Raw genomic sequence first — 20,103 nt, 5'->3', positions numbered from 1 at the left:
CTTATTGCTCCTATTTTTTGGTCATACATACTATAGAAAGGAAGGGAAATCCCAATGGAAAATCACCGGAAAGAAGTTAGTTTTATTTCTCAATCAATCCTCTACTCGGTTCTGCGTGGTAGTTTAGTTGGCATTGTCGCTGGTTTAGTGGTCGTTGCATTTCGCTTAGCCATTGAAAAAATATTTTCTGCCTTTACGCACCTCTATTCTCTGGCAACAGACAATGCAATCTATTTACTTCTTATTGGAGGGCTTTATCTGGTCATAGCTTTACTTGTTGGCAAGTTGATCAAAGACGAGCCAAATACAAAAGGTTCTGGTATACCACAGGTGGAGGCAGAACTAAAAGGAATTATGGATTTAAACTGGTGGTCAGTCCTTTGGAGAAAATTTATCGGCGGTGTTTTATCCATTGCATCTGGTCTAATGCTGGGGCGCGAAGGTCCCAGTATTCAATTAGGAGCTGTAACGGCTAAAGGTATATCAGTTCTTCTTAAATCCAGTGAAATGGAAAGAAGGAGTTTGATTGCTAGTGGCGCTGCGGCAGGTTTGGCAGCAGCTTTCAATGCACCAATAGCAGGACTTTTATTTGTTGTGGAGGAAGTCTATCATCAATTTTCACGTCTGGTATGGGTCTCAGCCCTGGCAGCCAGTATCACTGCGAACTTTATTTCCTTACATTTTTTTGGATTAATGCCTGTTTTGCATATGCCGAAGGACTTACAGTTACTATCTCTTGACCAATATTGGATCTATATCTTACTTGGAGTTTTCCTTGGACTTGCTGGATATGTGTATGAAGTTGTTATCCTCAATATACAAGGTTTCTATAACCTCCTCTCAAAAATCATTCCTCTCCCAGTTCCATACTACAGTGTATTTGCCTTTTTGTTTATTATACCGATTGGTTATTTTTTCCCTAATCTGTTGGGTGGCGGGCATCATTTGATTTTAGAGCTTCCATATTTGGAACAAGGACTACTGACATTGGCAATCTTGATTTTAATACGATTTGTATGGAGCATGATTTCCTATGGTTCTGGTCTACCAGGGGGCATCTTTTTGCCCATATTAACCTTAGGAAGTCTCCTTGGGCTTTTTGTCGCACGGTTCTTCCTTGATATTGGTTTCATCAGTCAGGAGCAGATGCTATTGTTTATTGTATTGGGAATGGCAGGCTTTTTCGCAGCGATTTCCAAAGCACCTCTAACTGCTATTATTTTAGTAACTGAAATGGTTGGAAGTTTGAACCAATTGATGGTCATCGGGTTGGTAGCTTTGAGTTCCTATGTGATGATGGATCTCTTAGGTGGCGCGCCAGTCTATGAAGCAATGCTGGAAAAAATTCTGCCAGAAGAAGTAGAACAGCAAGAACACATGACCTTAATAGAGGTTGTTGTCAACGAAACATTGGACAGAAGATTTGTTAGCGAGTTACGTTTGCCGGATTCATGCTTGATCACCAGTCAAATTCATCATGGTAAGTCAAGGATTGTGAAAGGAAATAGCCAACTTTCTATGGGTGATTCCTTGCTCGTTGCAGTTCCAATCTCTCAAATTCATACCGTTCGTAGGATATTTGAGGAAGATTAGCATTTTTTTAGATTGTCTTAACAAAGAGATGAGAAAAGTCCCAATATTATAATGTTTCTGTTGTCTGGTCAACTCTCTCAATTCAGGAATGATTTCATCGGGAACGAAACTCCGAGGAAGCAGACCAATCCGCATTCATTTTGGCAATCCAGTAAGCGTCTTTCTTGTCTGTAATGGCCTTCATGTGGGCTGGTTGAGCAAGTATTAGCTCGAAGTCATCACATAGAACATGCCAGACTGGTCGCCAATAGACACCTGTGCTTTCCATACCAACAGCTTCCACATGAAATTGACTGAGAAAATCGTGGTAAGTACGTAGACCTTTAGTCGTTGTATCAAATGTAGCTAAGTAACGCTTTGGACAAGTTGAGGGGAATACAAACGACAATATCGACTTGATCTACACATGATTACTATGACAATTCTTTCCTTCTTGTAAGTTAGAGAGCCTATCTACTGAATTTTATACTCTTTGAAAATCAAAATCAGACGTTGTTGACTTGATTTGATGAACTTCAGTTCTATCTGCATCTGCGTCGCCTAGTCTGTTTTTGATTTTCATTGAGTATTAGTCATATTCTTGAGTGTATATTGTGGTTCTTATCAGTAGGCTGGAGCAGTTTTGTCATCATAATTAACATCAATAATGCACCAACCGCAAGGCCCTCACTAGGTATATAATCTTAGTGAGGGCTTTATGCTCATTCTCATTATTCTGTGGGTAAGGATGGAGCTACCATGAATGTCTTGTTCACTCCCTTTTTATAATCATTTGAATTAACTTTGATACATCGTCACTTTCGGATTGCAGTACTCTAGTACTGCCTGCCCTCAGTTCCTTGTCTGAAAGCTAATTCATTTGACTATAGTGTGCATTATCTGTATCTATGGTTATAGATATTATTGACACCTAGTTATAGTTTGAATAAATAACTGAATTTTCAGAATATACTTGCAATGCTGATGGTTTTGTGTTTTAATTTATTTATTGGTTCTGCCAATAATGAAGGAGAAAAACTAGGAGGAAAAGTTATGAAAAAGAAAGAAACTTTCTCACTTCGGAAGTATAAAATTGGAACGGTGTCTGTTCTTTTGGGTGCAGTTTTTTTGTTTGCAGGTGCACCATCGGTAGCTGCAGAAGAATTGACAAGCCTAGTAGAGACTAAGGTGGAAACAACTGTTCCTGACGCAATCGTCAGCGAATCAACCTCAGAAAGTCCCGTTGTCGAGGAGTTAGTTGACAATTCTGTGGAGGCTACCCCAACTGATGTAACCACTACAGATACTGTAGAGGAAACACTTGGCTCAGAAGCTCTTGAAAACATCACAAATACGGAAGTAGAAGCGACTCAACCAGCTGTAGAAACTCCAGCTATTTCAGAGAAAAAAGTAGAAGAAGAGGAGAAGCTTTCCGTAGCAGATGAGACTACTGCTATTACTAATCAGGAAGAAGCGAAACCACAAAACATTGATAGTAATACAATCATTACAGTACCTAAAGTTTGGGATAGTGGTTACAAGGGCGAAGGAACAGTAGTTGCAATCATTGATTCCGGTCTTGACGTTGATCACGATGTATTGCATATTTCAGATCTCTCAACCGCAAAATATAAATCAGAAAAAGAGATAGAAGCAGCTAAAGAAGCAGCAGGAATTACCTACGGTGAATGGTTTAACGATAAGGTTGTATTTGGTTATAACTATGTTGATGTGAATACTGTCTTGAAAGAAGAAGACAAACGCTCGCACGGTATGCACGTAACGAGTATTGCCACAGGAAATCCGACACAACCAGTCGCTGGACAATTAATGTATGGTGTAGCTCCTGAAGCGCAAGTCATGTTTATGCGTGTATTCTCAGACCTCAAAGCTACAACAGGCGCAGCATTGTACGTAAAAGCGATTGAAGATGCTGTAAAATTAGGTGCAGATAGCATTAACCTCAGCCTGGGAGGAGCTAACGGCTCTGTTGTTAACATGAATGAAAATGTGACTGCAGCAATCGAGGCTGCTCGTCGTGCAGGGGTTTCTGTTGTTATTGCTGCTGGTAATGATGGAACATTTGGTTCAGGTCATTCTAATCCGTCAGCCGATTATCCAGATTATGGCTTGGTCGGTGCACCTTCAACAGCTCGCGATGCAATTTCTGTCGCTTCTTACAATAACACAACGGTTGGTAGTAAAGTAATCAATATCATTGGCTTAGAAAACAATGCTGACTTGAATTACGGTAAGAGTTCGTTTGATAATCCAGAGAAAAGTCCCGTACCATTTGAAATCGGGAAAGAATATGAATATGTCTATGCGGGAATCGGTCAAGCTTCGGATTTTGATGGTCTAGATTTGACTGGAAAACTTGCACTCATCAAACGTGGAACGATTACTTTCTCAGAAAAAATAGCCAATGCAACAGCTGCAGGTGCAGTAGGGGTTGTCATTTTCAATAGTCGTCCAGGTGAAGCTAATGTAAGCATGCAACTTGATGATACAGCTATTGCAATTCCATCTGTCTTCATTCCATTGGAATTTGGTGAAGCTTTGGTAGCTAACTCATATAAGATTGCGTTCAATAACGAAACAGATATTCGCCCTAACCCAGAAGCAGGTCTTCTTTCAGATTTTTCAAGTTGGGGTCTGTCGGCGGATGGCGAGCTAAAACCAGACTTAGCTGCTCCAGGTGGTGCTATTTATGCAGCCATCAATGATAATGACTATGCCAACATGCAGGGAACAAGTATGGCTTCACCACACGTGGCAGGAGCAGCCGTACTAGTAAAACAGTATTTACAGGCAACTTACCCTACTAAGTCCCCTCAAGAAATCGAAGCCTTAGTAAAACACTTGCTTATGTCTACTGCTAAAGCACATGTGAACAAAGAAACAACAGCCTACACTTCCCCTCGCCAACAAGGTGCAGGTATCATCGATACTGCGGCAGCTATTTCTACAGGTTTATATTTGACTGGCGAAGACGGTTATGGCAGCATTACCTTGGGAAATGTTGAGGATACATTCAGCTTTACGGTCACACTTCATAACATTACAAACGAAGATAAGACTTTAAACTACTCAACGCAATTAACAACGGATACTGTCCAAAATGGATTAATCACCTTGGCTCCGCGTCTATTAGCAGAGATTTCTGGCGGTAAGGTGACTGTGAAAGCCAATTCAAGTACAACTGTTACAATTAATGTCGATGCAGCAAGCTTTGCAGAAGAATTGACAGGTTTAATGAAAAATGGTTACTATCTTGAAGGTTTTGTTCGATTTACAGATGTAGTCGATGGCGGTGATATTGTCAGCATTCCATACGTTGGTTTCCGTGGGGAATTCCAAAATCTAGCCGTTCTAGAAGAGCCGATTTACAATCTTATTGCCGATGGTAAGGGGGGCTTCTACTTTGAACCTGTTACAGCACAACCAGATACTGTTGACATCAGCCATCACTACACAGGTCTTGTTACAGGAAGTACGGAGTTAATCTATTCTACAGACAAACGATCTGACTTTGCGATCAAGACACTTGGTACATTTAAAAATGAAGCAGGATACTTTGTTTTAGAGCTTGATGAGTCTGGTAAGCCTCATTTAGCTATCTCACCAAATGGAGATGACAACCAAGACTCGCTCGCTTTCAAAGGTGTCTTCTTGAGAAATTATACGGATTTAGTCGCAAGCGTCTATGCTGCAGATGATACTGAGCGAACAAATCCACTTTGGGAAAGTCAACCACAGTCAGGCAATAAGAACTTCTATAGTGGTGATCCTAAAAATCCAAAATCAAGCATTATTTACCCTACTGAATGGAATGGGACAGACAGCGAGGGAAATGCTTTAGCAGATGGTAAGTATCAATACGTTTTGACCTACTCATCTGAAGTTCCAGGTGCAGCAGTACAAACTATGATTTTCGATGTTATCATCGATAGAGAATCACCAGTTATCACCACAGCTACCTATGATGAAACAAACTTTACATTTAACCCTCGTCCAGCCATTGAAAAAGGAGAATCCGGTCTATATCGCGAGCAAGTATTCTACCTTGTAGCAGATGCAAGCGGTGTGACAACTATTCCTTCCTTATTAGAAAATGGTGATGTAACCGTTTCTGATAACAAGGTATTTGTGGCACAAAACGACGATGGCTCCTTTACATTGCCTCTTGACCTTGCAGATATTTCAAAATTCTACTACACAGTAGAGGATTATGCTGGTAACATCAGCTATGAAAAAGTAGAGAATCTGATCAGTATTGGCAATGAAAAAGGGTTGGTAACTGTCAATATTCTTGATAAAGATACAAATAGTCCTGCACCAATACTTTTCTCTTACTCAGTCACCGATGAAACAGGCAAGATTGTTGCAGAATTACCACGATATGCCGGCGATACTAGCGTTCTTAAGCTACCATTTGGTACTTACACCTTTGATTTATTCTTATATGATACAGAATGGTCAAGCCTAGCAGGTGAAACAAAAGCAGTCGTGACGATTTCGGAAGAAAATAGCACTGCCGAGGTGAATTTCTATGTGACTTTGAAAGATAAGGCCAACTTGCTGGTAGATATTGATGCATTACTACCTTCTGGTTCAACCATCCAACTGGTAACTACTGATGGCCAGACTATTCAGCTACCAAATGCTAAATATTCTAAGACCGATTATGGTAAATTTGTACCAGTTGGTACCTACACTATCCTTCCAACCCTCCCAGAAGGCTATGAATTTTTGGAAGAATTAGACGTAGCAGTACTTGCAAAACAGTCAAATGTTAAGAAATTAACCTTGATTAATAAAGTTGCTTTGAAAGAACTGATTGCTGAACTTGCGAGACTTGAAGAAACAGCGCGTTATTACAATGCTAGTCCAGAACTTCAAACTGCCTATGCTAAAGCATTAGAAGATGCCAATGCAGTATATGCCAACAAACACAATCAGGCACAAGTAGATTCAGCAGTTGCCAGTCTTGTGGCAGCGAGAGAGCAGCTAAACGGTCAGGCTACCGATACGGAAAAACTAATTGCTGAAGTATCAAACTACACACCGACTCAGGCAAACTTTATTTATTATAATGCTGAAAATACCAAACAAATTGCCTATGATACAGCTGTTCGTTCAGCACAACTTGTATTGAACCAAGAGAATGTAACACAGGCAGTTGTCAACCAAGCGTTGGCGGACTTGTTAGCAGCGAAAGCCGGCTTAGATGGTCAAAAGACTGATATTTCAGCCCTTCGTAGCGCAGTATCCGTTTCTTCCGTATTAAAAGCGACAGATGCTAAGTATCTCAATGCATCTGAAAACGTGAAACAAGCTTATGACCAGGCAGTTGAAGCAGCGAAAGCGATTCTAGCTGACGAATCTGCAAGCCAAGCAAGTGTCGATCAAGCTCTAGCCGTTCTGACAAGCGCTCAGGCAGAACTGGATGGTGTTGCTACTTCAACAAATGATGCCAAAGAGCCAGTAAATACTGCCACTGACAAAAAAGATGAAGGCACTGTAACGGCTCCACCTATAGACTCAGAAAAAGTTGATGTACAGGCACCTCCTGTAAAAGATACTGGGAATTCAGGATATGTACCGATAGGGCAGAAGCCAAACCCTCAACCAACTTTACCTCGTCCAGTCACTTTGCAAGCTAGTCTATCTAGCCCTAATCAAGAAAAACAGGTGACTCAACTACCAAATACTGGAGACAATGATACGAGATACTATCTTGTTCTTGGTGTCATTATTGGGCTAGGGACTCTGTTGGTAAGCAAACGACGTCATAAAGAAGAAGTCTAAGAAAATATAGTCATACTCTTCGAAAATCAAAATTATCCGTTGTCAACTTGCCTTGATGAGTGAAAAGCTCCAGTGGAGGTTTTCAGCCTGTTACCTTGAAATAAGATAGTAACAGAGTTCTATCTTCGGCTTCGTTTTCTAGGTAACTTTTGATTTGCATTGAGTAGCATTTTCTACCATTTGTCAGGCTTTAATCACGAGTTTGTTATATAAAAGACCGCTTAATCATTGATTAGGCGGTTGTTTGTGTTTGAAATTGAAGCATTGTCTTTTGGATGTTTCTTGAGACATCAGTTGGCTTTACAAGATAATAATCTTGAGCCAGTTGGTCAGCAATATAGGAGTGGAGGTAGGTTGCTACAAGGATTCTTTCATATAGTTGAACATGGGGAAATTGTACAGCGAATCCTGCAATCATACCTGCAAGAGTATCTCCCATACCTCCTGTTGCTTGGTAGGGACCACCAGCTCCTATTGGGGTGACTTGGTTTGGCTGGGTTTTTAGGATTTGAGTAGCGGAACTTTTAGCTACAAGGATTGTATTTTCTTGAAAAGATTGCAAGGCTTCAAGATTTCTTTGGTTTGTTTGGTCAGCAATTGGAATGGCTGATAACCGTTCCCATTCTTTCTGGTGGGGTGTCAGGATGACTTGTTTACACGGGAAGTTCTTTCTGTTTTGCTTTGCGACTAAGGTAAGGGCTGAGCCGTCAAGAACTAAAATCTGCTGGTCAGATAAATGTTCAAAAACAAAGTCCAATAACTGTTCAGCTCTGCTATTTTCCCCCAAACCTGGACCAATCAATACCAAGTCAGCATTTTCTAAGCTACTTATCAGCAAGGCTTGATCGTCAAATGAAAATGCCATGGCTTCAGGCAGATGACTATGTAAGGCTGGTATGTTATCTTTTTCAGTAGCAACAGTTACCAAGCCTGCTCCACTGTTGACGCTTGCTAGTGCGGCCATGATAATCGCTCCACCATAGGGATACAGTCCACCAATCAGCAAGACTCGACCATAGCTTCCCTTATGGCTGTTGCGTGGCCTTGCTTGAATGACCTTTCTACAGAGTTCTTGTAAGTCCATACATATTCCCCCTTTTCTTTTTATTATACCATGAGGAATGAGGTTTATGACAATCCAGATTTTAGATAAATCCAAGTTTTCATGCTATAATGAATTCATGGTATTATCAAAAAAACGTGCAAGAAAAGTTATTGAAGAAATCATCGCTCTATATCCTGATGCTAAGCCTAGCTTGGACTTTCGAAATCACTTTGAGTTGGTATGTGCAGTGCTCTTATCTGCTCAAACTACAGATGCTGCGGTGAATAAGGCAACACCTGGTTTGTTCGCAGCTTTCCCTACGCCCCAAGCCATGGCGGCAGCAGAAGTGAAGGATATTGAGCCTTATATTTCTCGTTTGGGTTTGTACCGAAACAAGGCAAAGTTTTTAAAAGACTGTGCCCAGCAGTTGATGGAACGGCATAATGGCATTGTTCCTCAAACTCGTGAGGAATTAGAAGCCTTGGCAGGAGTGGGAAGAAAAACGGCCAATGTTGTTTTAAGTGTCGGTTTCGGAATTCCCGCCTTCGCAGTTGATACCCACGTGGGACGGATTTGTAAACACCACGATATTGTCAAAAAATCGGCTACACCCCTGGAAACAGAAAAACGAGTCATGGAAGTCTTACCTCCTGAACTCTGGCTCCCTGCTCATCAAGCTATGATTTATTTTGGTCGTGAGGTTTGCCATCCTAAGAACCCTGAATGCGAAAAATTCCCACAATTATATGAATTTGATTAAAAAAGCGTTGGCTACAGTATGAACTGTAAGCAACGCTTTTTTTCTATCATCTAAATTGTTCAATTTCTTTTTTTGCAATCGAAAGATAGCCTGTTTCTTCCATCAATTCAAGCAGTTGGAGTCCTTTTTCGATTAGTTCGTCATTATCTGTGCAGATACCGTAGCGGACTTGGGCAAAAGCCAGTATATCATACCGTCTTTCTTCTTTTGATAAGCATAGAATTCTATCTAAGATAAGACGACAATCTTTCTTACGATTGTGATAAAGATAGAGGGTACTTAGATTTTCTAATATTGTCAGTTGTCTGGTTTTGGTGTTTACAAAATCCTTGTATTTATCAAGTGTTTTTAAGATACCTTCTGTGACTAGGTTTACCGAATCAATGGGGAAGAAGTAGAGAATGGTATTGAGCATGCGAATGTCGCTCCAGTACCAGTTGTCTCGCTTTTCCAGTTCCTTCCAGATTTTTTCAGTTAGTTTTTTGGTGCTTTCCTCAATATCCTCTATACCAGACTTTCTGACCTTGTACATGATTTCTGACAGTTCAGATAGATGTTGGATGGGTAAATCTTGGTGGGTCTTTAAGTAGTCTTGGCACTTTTTGAGTAATACCTTAAATCCCTCTGGATTGGTAGAATGGACTTGCCCAGCGAAGTCTGTAAAGATTTCCTGCCGTTTGCTGGGCTGGTGGTAGTTACAGATATAGTCAAATTCTGCAAAGTCCATGTCCAGCTGCTGGAGGAGAAAGTGCATGGTTTCGTAGCGAGGGGTAGATTGCCCTTTTTCAAAGCTGATTAGGGCTTGGCGACTGATGCCTTTGCCGACAACTTCTGTCTGTTTTATGCCCTTACTCTCACGAATCTGCTTATATACTTTGCCAATATCCCATCTCATGCGAGTTCCTCCCGAATAAGTGTAAAAAAACTTGACAGTTTTTCCAATTTTATAAATAGTAGTATATCATTGTTTTAAGAAAAAGGAAAGGAGAAAAGATATGGTTGATTTGGCTCAATTGATAGGTCTTTTTGATTATTTTCTGTGGAAAGTATTGCTTTAAGTGCAGGAAATGTTGACATTGTGATTAATGTGAATTGTTGAATGATAGTATATGCGTGCAAGTCAACTATACTATTTGCTTTTTGTGAAAGATAAATGCTGGAGGTATAAGTATGAAAAGATTATTAACATGTTTAGTAGCAACAAGTGTTGTAGCAACTGGTCTTTTAGTAGGTTCTAATTCAGTTGAAGCTGAAACTCGTCATCCCCACCCAACTTATACAGATACTTGGAATTTTGGGGTTACCAATGATGGTTGGGCTTACTCACATTATTATTTGGAAGCACCAGTTCGTTTGGGGAGCAGTGCGACAGTTACCGATTTCTGGGGTAATGTGAAATCATATAAGGCAGCCAATTATGGTTGGGCTATAGCAGGAGCCAAAAAGAATTGGGATTGGATTCAAGCAAAAGCTTACTATGGTTGGTATTGGTTCTAGAAATATGACTGAAGGGTGAGGAAGACATCTTTGCCCTTCCTTAGTATTGGAGGAATATATGAAGTGGAGAGCATCCCTTATAAGTGTGTTTATGGTGCTATTATCCGTTTTATCATTTGGAGCTGTGAAGGAATTTGGGAATGACATAAAGTATCCAGCACAGGCTGCATTTTCACTTATCAATAGTGGTGGGGCAGTGGATAAGACAGCAGTATTCTCAAGTATAGAATCTCTGGCTCAAGAATATGATATACAAGTTTATCGCCCATTTATTGATAAAAATGGTGAACAGGCTACTTTTGTCTTTCATCCAACCAAAAATGATGAGTCCTATGTCACCAATATAGATAGCTTGTTGAATAGCGATGTGAGTGGAATGTATTATACCAGCAAGTCTGTACCTGCTGCTTTTCGAGAACAACTTGAATCCTATGGGTTAATTGTTCAAGCTGCGGATATTAGTTGGTATATGATACCTGTCTATTTTTTATTTACTAATTTGCGTTCTTTGGCAGTATGGACCTTATTTTTTGTTTTTGCCTTGGGATTATTAGCAGTAAAATTAATGTACGCCAAGCAGGCTATGATTTACAGAAGTTTGGGGCAGTTCGGTGCTATTCAACAAAAACATATTTTACAAGATATTGGTAGTCTGCTGTTCAATTATATGATATTATTGCTCGGCTTTATCCTTTACCAAGGTACTTTTTCTAATGTATTCGTCAAAACCTACTTACTTTTAATGGGGGTTAATAGTCTTATTCTTTTGGGGATTACCTGTTTTGTAAATGGAATTTATGGCTTGAATATCCGATGGATTAAACCGATTTCAATCTTAAAAAATAAGCCAGCCACCCGATTTGTTCTTTGGGTATGGTTAGTAGGTATTTGCCTTTCGACAAGTATTTTTGGACTGACACTACATAAAAGTTTAGATATGATTGCTCGTTCCCACAGCCAGATAGAAGTATTGGATAAGTGGGAAGTTGCTAAAGGTTTCGCCACTATTACTTGGTTTAATAGTATGAGCGAAAACATGGATGCCAATCATCAGATTGATGGTCAGTTTATGAAAGAACAAACTGAAAAATACCGAATGTTTATACAATCCTTTGAGCAAGAGGATATGCTCTATTCAGCACCCTCTGCTTTTGGTGAGGCAACAAGTAGTCATCTTCCAGTGCCCCTACAAGAAGAATTAAATGCCAATGGTATCAAACCTCAACTTGCTAGTGCTATCCGATATGTTAATACTATTCAAAAAACAAAAACTAACCTATAATAGATTTATGAAACTTACTATCGAACAAACGAAAGAATTAAAAACTTATTTGAAAGATAAAACCTATTCTCCATTTCATAGACGACTTCAAGTTATCTTGTTCAGAGCAGAAGGTCTTAGCTATAAGGAAATCACTAACCTCATCGGCTATTCAAAGTATACAATCTGGTCCTTACAGCGCAAGTACGAACTTGAGGGGATTTCAGCTCTAGTAAGAGAAACGCGAGGTGGACGGAACCGTCAATATTTAACCCTTCAAGAAGAGGAAGCGTTTCTAAAAGAACAGTTAACAGCCTCACTAAATGGCGAATTTGTGACGATAAACTCTCTCTATGAAGCTTATCAGAAACGGGTTGGACACCCTACGACCAAGGAAGGATTCTATGCCATTCTTAAACGCCATGGTTGGCGCAAAGTGACGCCAAGACCAGAACACCCTAAAAAAGCAGACGCCGAAACGATTCTAGCGTCTAAAAATAAAATCTTCATTCACGAAAACAGGAAAGCGCTTCAAGAATAGTCGTCGCTATCATAAAGTCAGGCTAATGTATCAAGATGAGGCGGGTTTCGGTCGGATCAGTAAAATTGGGAAGGCCTGGGCACCAAAAGGGGTGAGACCGCATGTACATAGTCACTATATTCGTGAGTATCGCTATTGCTATGGTGCTGTTGATGCCCATACAGGAGAGTCCTTCTTCATTATCGCTGGGGGCTGTAATACAGATTGGATGAATGTTTTTCTCAAACAACTATCTGAAGCTTATCCTGACGATTATATTTTATTAGTGATGGACAATGCCGTTTGGCATAAATCAAGTACCTTAGAGAAACCACATAATATTGGTTTTGAGTTTATTCCTCCCTATACTCCTGAAATGAATCCAATTGAACAAGTTTGGGCTGAGATTCGAAAGAGAGGGTTTAAGAATAAAGCTTTTAAAACACTAGACGATGTGATAAACAAGCTTCAAGAAGTAATACGAGAGTTAGATTGGTCTATTTTAAAACCAATTGTTAGTAGACAATGGTTTAAAAACACTTGACTGGTTTGCTTTTGATTTTTGTTGAGTATAACAAAGGTTTTATCGAAAAGAATAAACAGCTGTACCCAACTAATCAGTATGGCAATCCGTCAACTGAAAGCGTAGGCATCATTTATATCCCAGAGAATCAATTAGAAAATACCGAGAATGTTCGTGCCATTGTTGCACATGAATGGTTTCAATACAGTAGTCTAAGTGCGTCGGATTTAACGGTACAACCAGTTCCTAGTCAACAAAAGACATTTTTATTTAACCACACGGGCGATGAACATGAGCTATTTACGACACAAGAAAAGACAGACGCTATTTTAGTAGCGTTAAATGTTGACTATTTTACCGAGGATGCTTTGGAAACAGCTTTTTTAAATATTGCGCATGTAGGAATCTTTAAACAATCCATTATTCAAGAAAAGATTACTAGCGCAGGGCTCACAAATTTTTCTAGTTTGACAAATGTTGCTGAGAAACTCCTTCTTGAACGCAATCGTCTGAATAGCCAACTAACAGGAAGTGTGATTGCCCTAACTATTCTATTTATCTGCCAACTGTTTATCATGTATGAATATGTAACTACTATTATGAAAAAATGTGCAAAAAAACTAGCTATCTACAGTTTATTGGGAAGTCAGAACTACCAAGTGATTTTGCGGAACTTACTCCCTATATTGGTAATAAATGGAATTTCTGCAGTAGTAGTTTGGCTTTTGACACTCCACCCATCTGTTGTTTTTTTAGTTTGGGGAATGTTTATGCTGGAGTTGCTAATTATGTCACTCCTATCTTATCATTTGGTGATGAAAAAACGAGTTCAGATAATAAAAGGAGATTTTGAAGCAGTATGATTGAAGTTAGAAATATTGAAAAAAGTTACGGTAAAAAGAAAATTTTTAGGGATGTGAACATTGATTTTCATACAAATACCTCATATGCAATTATTGGTCCGTCTGGGTCAGGGAAAAGTACCTTCTTAAATGCAGTAGCTCGATTGGAGAAACCAGATAAGGGAACCATCCGAATTGATGGGAAAGATATTTGGAAGATGAAAGAGCAGGACTATTTTAAAAACCATCTTGGCTATGTCTTTCAAAACTATGCCTTGATTGAGGAAGAAACGGTGTGGGACAACCTGAAAATGTTAGCCAAGAAAGAAGAGGTTGTTACAGCCTTACGACAGGTTGGTTTAGATGAATCCTATCTAAAGCATAAAATCTACGAACTTTCTGGAGGACAGGCCCAACGCGTATCCATCGCTAGACTACTGCTGAAAAAAGCGAGAGTAATATTAGCAGATGAACCAACAGGTGCTTTGGATAAGAAGACAGGAAACGAGATTATTCTGCTACTTTTAGGGTTGGTATCTCCTGAAACAGTCCTTATTGTTGCGACGCATGATGAAGAAGTTTGCAAACAAGTTGATACCGTCATTGACTTGTCAAATTTACTATAATGAAATAAAAGATCAAAGAAAATCTTCAGTTTTTGGAGATTTTTTTCGTTTTCTTGTCAGAAATGCCTAGCTAAATCAGAACGTTTTTTAAATTTTTCTAGAAAAATACTATCAAAACGAAACTATACGAATGTTCAGATAGATTCTATTTAAATATTTTCTATAAAAACGAATATTACATTGCAAATACTCTTTGATATTGACAAAACACAAACAATAAGATATAATCTTAGATGTCGGTTAAGGAAAAGCGAACAAAATATCGTTTCCTAATACAAAAATCATTAAAAAACGAACTGAGGAGAAAGCCATGTTTAATGAAACGCCTGTTTTTGACTACGAAGATATCCAGTTGATTCCTAATAAATGCATCATCAATAGCCGTTCGGAGGCAGATACATCTGTCACTCTTGGAAAATATAGCTTTAAATTACCAGTTGTTCCAGCTAATATGCAGACTATTATTGATGAAGATGTGGCAGAAATGCTTGCCAAAGAAGGGTATTTCTATATCATGCATCGTTTCGATGAAGCTGGTCGTATTCCATTTATCAAACGCATGCACGAGCAAGGTTTGATTGCCTCCATTTCGGTTGGTGTAAAAGACTATGAGTACGACTTTGTTTCTAGTTTAAAAGCTGACGCACCTGAGTTTATTACCATTGACATCGCACATGGGCATGCTGACAGTGTCATTAAGATGATCAAGCATATCAAGAAAGAATTGCCTGAGACTTTTGTTATTGCTGGAAATGTCGGCACGCCTGAAGCTGTTCGTGAATTGGAAAATGCTGGTGCAGATGCGACAAAAGTTGGTATTGGTCCTGGTAAGGTCTGCATCACCAAGGTCAAGACTGGTTTTGGTACTGGCGGTTGGCAGCTGGCTGCCCTTCGTTGGTGTGCAAAGGCTGCTCGTAAGCCAATTATTGCGGATGGCGGTATTCGCACCCACGGAGATATTGCCAAATCCATCCGCTTTGGTGCAAGTATGGTCATGATTGGCTCGCTCTTTGCCGGTCACATTGAAAGCCCAGGAAAGACCGTAGAAGTGGACGGCAAACAGTTTAAAGAATACTACGGTTCAGCATCTGAATACCAAAAAGGTGCCTATAAAAACGTAGAAGGTAAAAAAATTCTCCTGCCAGCCAAAGGCCACTTGAAAGATACGCTGGTTGAAATGGAGCAAGATTTGCAGTCATCTATTTCTTATGCAGGAGGACGTGACATTACCAGCTTGAAGCATGTGGACTATGTTATCGTGAAAAACTCTATCTGGAATGGTGACTCTATCTAGTCAAAGAGGACTTGCAATGCAGGTCCTTTTCTTGTTACAATATTTATATAAAATTGAAAGAGAATCAGTATGTACCAAACAAGAAATAACAAAGAGAAGCTCTGGCTCTTTATCAAAATATTTTTGCCCATTTTAATTTACCAATTTGCTAATTACTCGGCATCTTTTATCGATACCATGATGACTGGTCAGTATAGTACTATGGATTTGGCAGGTGTTTCCATGGCAACAAGTCTTTGGAATCCGCTTTTTTCATTTCTAACAGGGATTGTATCTGCATTGGTCCCAATCATCGCTCAATATTTAGGAAAAGGTGAAAGAGATAAGATTCGCCAGGAGTTTCATCAGTTTGTCTATCTAGCCATCGGATTAACCATTTTACTCTTATGTTCGGTCCTTTTTATTGCTATTCCAGCCCTTGAACGTTTTGAACTTGATGAATCTGTTTTTCAAGTTGGTCGGCAGTACCTCTATTTTATTTCCATTGGTATCCTGCCTCTCTTGCTCTTTAGTGTCTGTCGCTCTTTTTTCGACGCCCTCGGTTTGACTCAGCTATCCATGTACCTCATGTTGCTCCTTGTCCCATTTAACAGTCTATTTAACTATCTCTTGATTTATGGGAAAATGGGCCTCCCGGCCCTAGGCGGAGCTGGAGCTGGATTGGGTACTGCTTTAGCTTACTGGGCCGTGTTACTCGTAATTGTCCTTGTCATGTGCAAAAATAAGACTATTGCATCTTATCAGATTTGGCGGTGGAGTCCGATTGACCTTTCTTTATTGAAGGAAGGCTTGAAAATTGGTTTGCCGATTGGTTTGCAAGTCTTTGCAGAAGTAGCAATTTTTGCAGTAGTAGGGCTCTACATGGCAAAATTTTCAGCACAGATTATAGCAGCCCACCAGTCAGCTATGAACTTTGCGACATTATTATATGCCTTTCCTGCCTCAGTTTCTTCAGCCCTAGCTATTGTCATTGCTTATGAAGTAGGGGCTAAACGACCACAGGATGTGAAAGCCTACAGCCGTCTGGGACGCTTGGTTGCACTTGGTTTTGCAGGCCTAACACTCACTTTCCTTTATTTTTTCCGCTCCAAAGTTGCCTACCTTTATGGTAATGACGCAGAATTTATCCGTCTGACCTCGCATTTTCTAAGCTTTGCCCTCATGTTCCAATTGGCAGATGCCTTTACAGCACCTATTCAGGGGATTTTACGTGGTTACAAGGATACGACTGTTCCATTTATACTTGGTTTGGTTGCCTATTGGTCCATGACCTTCCCAGTCGCATTCTTGCTTGAAAGATTTTTCCAAATGGGTCCAGAAGCCTATTGGATCGGTCTTATTTCAGGGATTTTTGTCTGCGGGATTGCCCTAAGATTACGGTTGCAGAAAATTGCTAGCAGTCAATAGATTTCGATGTTTTTGCTTGACAGATTTTCTGAGCTTGATATAATTTACTAAAAAAGGGTGGGTTTTATTATGAAAAAGAAATGGTTGATTTTTGTTGTTTTATCTTGTATTTCCTTGTTGCTTGGGTATCAATTTTTGAAGAAAACTGAAATTCGTTTACCTCAAGCCGACCAGATTGTAATTAGTAATCAGGATGGTGGAGAGCTAAGAACTCTAAAAGGTAGTGAAATGAGCGATTTTTTGTCGGAGCTTTCCCAAATTCATCCCTATCTTTTCAAAGATGCTAGCACCAATGATCAGCCAGTCGGGGTAGAGGAATATTATCGACTAACCTTTCAACCCAATAACAAAATAGCCTATCTATATGAAAAGAATGGTAAGACCTATTTGGAATTTCCTTATGAGTTGACAGTTAGGACCAAAAAGTCCTTGTCTGAGTTAATAGATTAGAAGAAGTCGGAGGCATCCGGCTTTTTCTCTCTTGTGAAAATATCTTGCTCATGTTAAAATAAAAGGATAGAAAATCAAATGGAGAAATCATGAATTATTTTAACGTAGGAAAGATTGTTAACACGCAAGGCCTACAAGGGGAAATGCGTGTTTTGTCTGTGACCGATTTTGCAGAAGAACGTTTTAAAAAAGGGGCAAAGCTTGCACTTTTTGATGACAAGGATCAGTTTGTCATGGAAGTGGAAATTGCTAGTCACCGTAAGGCTAAGAACTTTGATATTATCAAGTTTAAGGGCATGTACCATATCAACGATATTGAAAAGTACAAGGGCTTTAGTTTGAAAATTGCCGAGGAAAACTTGACCGACCTTGAAGATGGTGAGTTTTATTACCATGAAATTATCGGCTTGGATGTCTATGAGAATGATATTCTGATCGGACAAATCAAGGAAATCTTACAGCCAGGTGCCAATGATGTCTGGGTGGTGAAACGAAAAGGTAAGAAAGACCTGCTCTTGCCATATATTCCACCTGTTGTCTTGAACATTGATATTCCAAATAACCGTGTCGATGTGGAATTGCTCGAGGGCCTAGACGATGAGAATTGATATTTTGACCCTCTTCCCTGAGATGTTTGCACCTCTAGAACACTCTATTGTGGGTAAGGCGCGTGACAAGGGTTTGCTAGAAATCAACTACCACAATTTCCGAGAGAATGCTGAAAAGGCTCGCCATGTGGACGATGAACCCTATGGTGGAGGACAAGGCATGTTGCTCCGTGCCCAGCCAATTTTTGATACCATGGATAGCATTGAACAAACCAAGCCACGTGTTATCCTATTGGATCCCGCTGGGCGTACTTTCAATCAGGCCTATGCCGAAGAATTGGCACAGGAAGAGCAGCTGATTTTCATCTGCGGTCACTATGAAGGATATGATGAGCGGATTAAGACCTTAGTAACAGATGAAATTTCTCTCGGAGATTATGTCCTGACAGGTGGAGAGTTGGCAGCTATGACCATGATTGATGCTACCGTTCGCCTGATTCCAGAGGTTATTGGCAAGGAAGTCAGTCATACGGATGATAGTTTTTCATCAGGGCTATTGGAATATCCTCAATACACCCGACCATACGAGTATCGTGGAATGGTAGTTCCAGATGTATTAATGAGCGGTCACCATGAAAATATTCGTAAATGGCGCTTGGAAGAGAGTCTACGCAAAACCTATCAACGTCGTCCAGACTTGTTGGAAAATTACAACTTTACAGCTGAAGAGTTAACTATTTTTGAAAAAATCAAAGCAGAAGACACAGTTGATTAGACTGTGTTTTTCTTGCTAGAAGGAGAAATGATGAAACGCAAGGTATTTGAACATTACCAACCTTATAAGTTAGGAAAAATTGCTAAATACGACTTGGGCAATAATGAAAATCGTATTATCGACTGGTCCTTTTTACCGCAAAAGACCTTAGAGAGCTTAGAAGTTGGTCAATTGAGCTTTTACGGTGACAATACTTACTCAGAGTTGATTGAGAAATATGCGGCCTATCTTGGAGTGAATCCCAAACAAGTAACAGTAGGTGTGGGCTCTGATCACCTTATTCACATGATTGTTTCCACCTTTATGGAAAAGGATGATACTTTTTTGACTGTCAATCCAGACTTCTTCATGTATGAAACCTATAATCACATGCATGGTAGCCGTTTTGAAGCCATTGACTTGGAAGCAAAAAACGATACACTCGTCCTGCCAGTAGAGAAATTGTTGGCGCGTGCGGAGGAGGTGAAGGCAAAGATAATCATGCTTTCCAATCCTAACAATCCTTCCTCAGTAGCTTATTCACTAGAAGATTTGGAGAAATTGGCTATTTCTTTTAAAGGGCTACTCGTTGTAGATGAGGCTTACATTGAATTTGCAAATGTCGAAAGCTTCATCAGTCGTCTGCCACAATTTGACAATGTTTTAGTTTTACGGACCTTATCAAAGGCTTTTGGACTTGCAGGTTTACGAGTTGGCTTTGCGGTAGGAAGCGAAGAGTTAATTTATGAATTGGACAAGGTCATTCCCCCGTTCAGCTTGTCAAACTTGACTGCAAAAATGGCAGCCGTTGCATTGAATTATACAGACAAAGTTTTAGAAACAGTGGGAGTAATTCAGAATTTGCGAGAAGAAATGATTTTATTCTTGCAAGGGTTAGATAACTGTCAAGTTCTTCCTAGTCAGGCTAGTTTTGTAACGTTTAAAGCACCGTGGGCAGAAGAATTTTATCAGCAAGCCTTGGTACAGGATTGGAATTTCAAATATTATCCAACAGGTAAATTAGAGGGGCGTATTCGCCTATCTATTGGTCGTCCAGAAGAAATGGATATGATGAAAAAAATGATTGAGAAACTAGTGGAAGCGTAGATTCTGCTAGTTTTTTTGTTTTTTTGAAAGAAAATGATAGAAAATGATTGACAATGACAGAAAATCGTGTATAATGATTTTTGTAA

Annotated in this window: 15 protein-coding genes and 3 pseudogenes; 15 read left to right on the top strand and 3 right to left on the bottom strand. The window is 39.7% G+C overall.

The genetic code is table 11. The annotated features are described in order from the left end of the window. Positions 1 to 54: 54 nt before the first annotated feature. Positions 55 to 1,593 carry a ClC family H(+)/Cl(-) exchange transporter gene (locus PHA78_RS05645; RefSeq protein WP_099806669.1) on the top strand — a complete coding sequence of 513 codons (1,539 nt, stop codon included), beginning with the start codon at positions 55 to 57 and terminating at the stop codon, positions 1,591 to 1,593. Between the two features lie 48 nt (positions 1,594 to 1,641). On the opposite strand, the pseudogene PHA78_RS05640 reads toward PHA78_RS05645, so the two are convergent. After that, positions 1,642 to 1,963: pseudogene (locus PHA78_RS05640) on the bottom strand (IS110 family transposase); the annotation flags it as partial. A gap of 662 nt (positions 1,964 to 2,625) precedes the next feature. On the opposite strand from PHA78_RS05640, the gene PHA78_RS05635 reads away from it, so the two are divergent. Further along, on the top strand, positions 2,626 to 7,383 hold the full coding sequence (locus PHA78_RS05635; protein ID WP_272158540.1) for a S8 family serine peptidase: 4,758 nt from the start codon (positions 2,626 to 2,628) through the stop codon (positions 7,381 to 7,383). 232 nt (positions 7,384 to 7,615) lie between these two features. Here PHA78_RS05635 and PHA78_RS05630 read toward each other — a convergent pair whose 3' ends face one another. Further along, positions 7,616 to 8,467, bottom strand: coding sequence for an NAD(P)H-hydrate dehydratase (locus tag PHA78_RS05630; RefSeq protein WP_024378306.1), 852 nt, complete (start codon positions 8,465 to 8,467; stop codon positions 7,616 to 7,618). Between the two features lie 97 nt (positions 8,468 to 8,564). Between PHA78_RS05630 and nth the strand changes: the two genes are divergently transcribed. Continuing rightward, positions 8,565 to 9,188, top strand: a complete 624-nt coding sequence (gene nth / locus PHA78_RS05625) for an endonuclease III (protein ID WP_012775083.1) — start codon at positions 8,565 to 8,567, stop codon at positions 9,186 to 9,188. Positions 9,189 to 9,234: 46 nt separating this feature from the next. On the opposite strand, the gene PHA78_RS05620 is transcribed toward nth, so the two are convergent. After that, complete coding sequence (locus PHA78_RS05620) at positions 9,235 to 10,083, bottom strand: helix-turn-helix domain-containing protein (RefSeq protein ID WP_024378307.1); 849 nt, start codon at positions 10,081 to 10,083, stop codon at positions 9,235 to 9,237. Between the two features lie 275 nt (positions 10,084 to 10,358). On the opposite strand from PHA78_RS05620, the gene PHA78_RS05615 reads away from it, so the two are divergent. From PHA78_RS05615 to PHA78_RS05565, 12 genes and pseudogenes are all read left to right on the top strand, one after another. Further along, positions 10,359 to 10,685, top strand: a complete 327-nt coding sequence (locus tag PHA78_RS05615) for a hypothetical protein (protein ID WP_024378308.1) — start codon at positions 10,359 to 10,361, stop codon at positions 10,683 to 10,685. 58 nt (positions 10,686 to 10,743) lie between these two features. Then, positions 10,744 to 11,967, top strand: a complete 1,224-nt coding sequence (locus tag PHA78_RS05610) for a hypothetical protein (protein WP_272158539.1) — start codon at positions 10,744 to 10,746, stop codon at positions 11,965 to 11,967. Next, positions 11,888 to 12,163 (top strand): annotated as a pseudogene (locus PHA78_RS12570) (helix-turn-helix domain-containing protein); the annotation flags it as partial. The gene PHA78_RS05610 and the pseudogene PHA78_RS12570, both read left to right, overlap by 80 nt. After that, positions 12,164 to 13,010, top strand: a pseudogene (locus PHA78_RS05605) (IS630 family transposase); the annotation flags it as partial. Continuing rightward, on the top strand, positions 13,007 to 13,852 hold the full coding sequence (locus PHA78_RS05600) for a hypothetical protein (protein ID WP_272158538.1): 846 nt from the start codon (positions 13,007 to 13,009) through the stop codon (positions 13,850 to 13,852). The pseudogene PHA78_RS05605 and the gene PHA78_RS05600, both read left to right, overlap by 4 nt. Then, on the top strand, positions 13,849 to 14,457 hold the full coding sequence (locus PHA78_RS05595; RefSeq protein WP_024378310.1) for an ABC transporter ATP-binding protein: 609 nt from the start codon (positions 13,849 to 13,851) through the stop codon (positions 14,455 to 14,457). Before PHA78_RS05600 ends, PHA78_RS05595 begins: the two co-directional genes overlap by 4 nt. 310 nt (positions 14,458 to 14,767) lie before the next feature. Further along, positions 14,768 to 15,751, top strand: coding sequence for a GMP reductase (gene guaC, locus PHA78_RS05590; protein ID WP_029175535.1), 984 nt, complete (start codon positions 14,768 to 14,770; stop codon positions 15,749 to 15,751). Between the two features lie 69 nt (positions 15,752 to 15,820). Next, complete coding sequence (locus tag PHA78_RS05585) at positions 15,821 to 17,158, top strand: MATE family efflux transporter (RefSeq protein ID WP_105097314.1); 1,338 nt, start codon at positions 15,821 to 15,823, stop codon at positions 17,156 to 17,158. Between the two features lie 69 nt (positions 17,159 to 17,227). After that, entirely contained in the window at positions 17,228 to 17,608 is a 381-nt protein-coding gene (locus PHA78_RS05580) for a DUF5301 domain-containing protein (protein ID WP_024376963.1), read from the top strand. 89 nt (positions 17,609 to 17,697) lie between these two features. Beyond that, on the top strand, positions 17,698 to 18,216 hold the full coding sequence (rimM, locus tag PHA78_RS05575; RefSeq protein ID WP_015646874.1) for a ribosome maturation factor RimM: 519 nt from the start codon (positions 17,698 to 17,700) through the stop codon (positions 18,214 to 18,216). Beyond that, positions 18,206 to 18,931, top strand: a complete 726-nt coding sequence (gene trmD, locus PHA78_RS05570) for a tRNA (guanosine(37)-N1)-methyltransferase TrmD (protein ID WP_002941457.1) — start codon at positions 18,206 to 18,208, stop codon at positions 18,929 to 18,931. Before rimM ends, trmD begins: the two co-directional genes overlap by 11 nt. Before the next feature lie 30 nt (positions 18,932 to 18,961). Further along, entirely contained in the window at positions 18,962 to 20,017 is a 1,056-nt protein-coding gene (locus tag PHA78_RS05565; RefSeq protein ID WP_272158537.1) for a pyridoxal phosphate-dependent aminotransferase, read from the top strand. The last annotated feature ends 86 nt before the right edge of the window (positions 20,018 to 20,103 follow it).

Source organism: Streptococcus sp. HN38 (assembly GCF_028335765.1).
GTDB classification, from domain to species: Bacteria; Bacillota; Bacilli; order Lactobacillales; family Streptococcaceae; genus Streptococcus; species Streptococcus suis_P.
The sequence above is the reverse complement of the archived record's forward strand: the minus strand, read 5'-3'. Positions and strand labels throughout refer to the sequence as shown.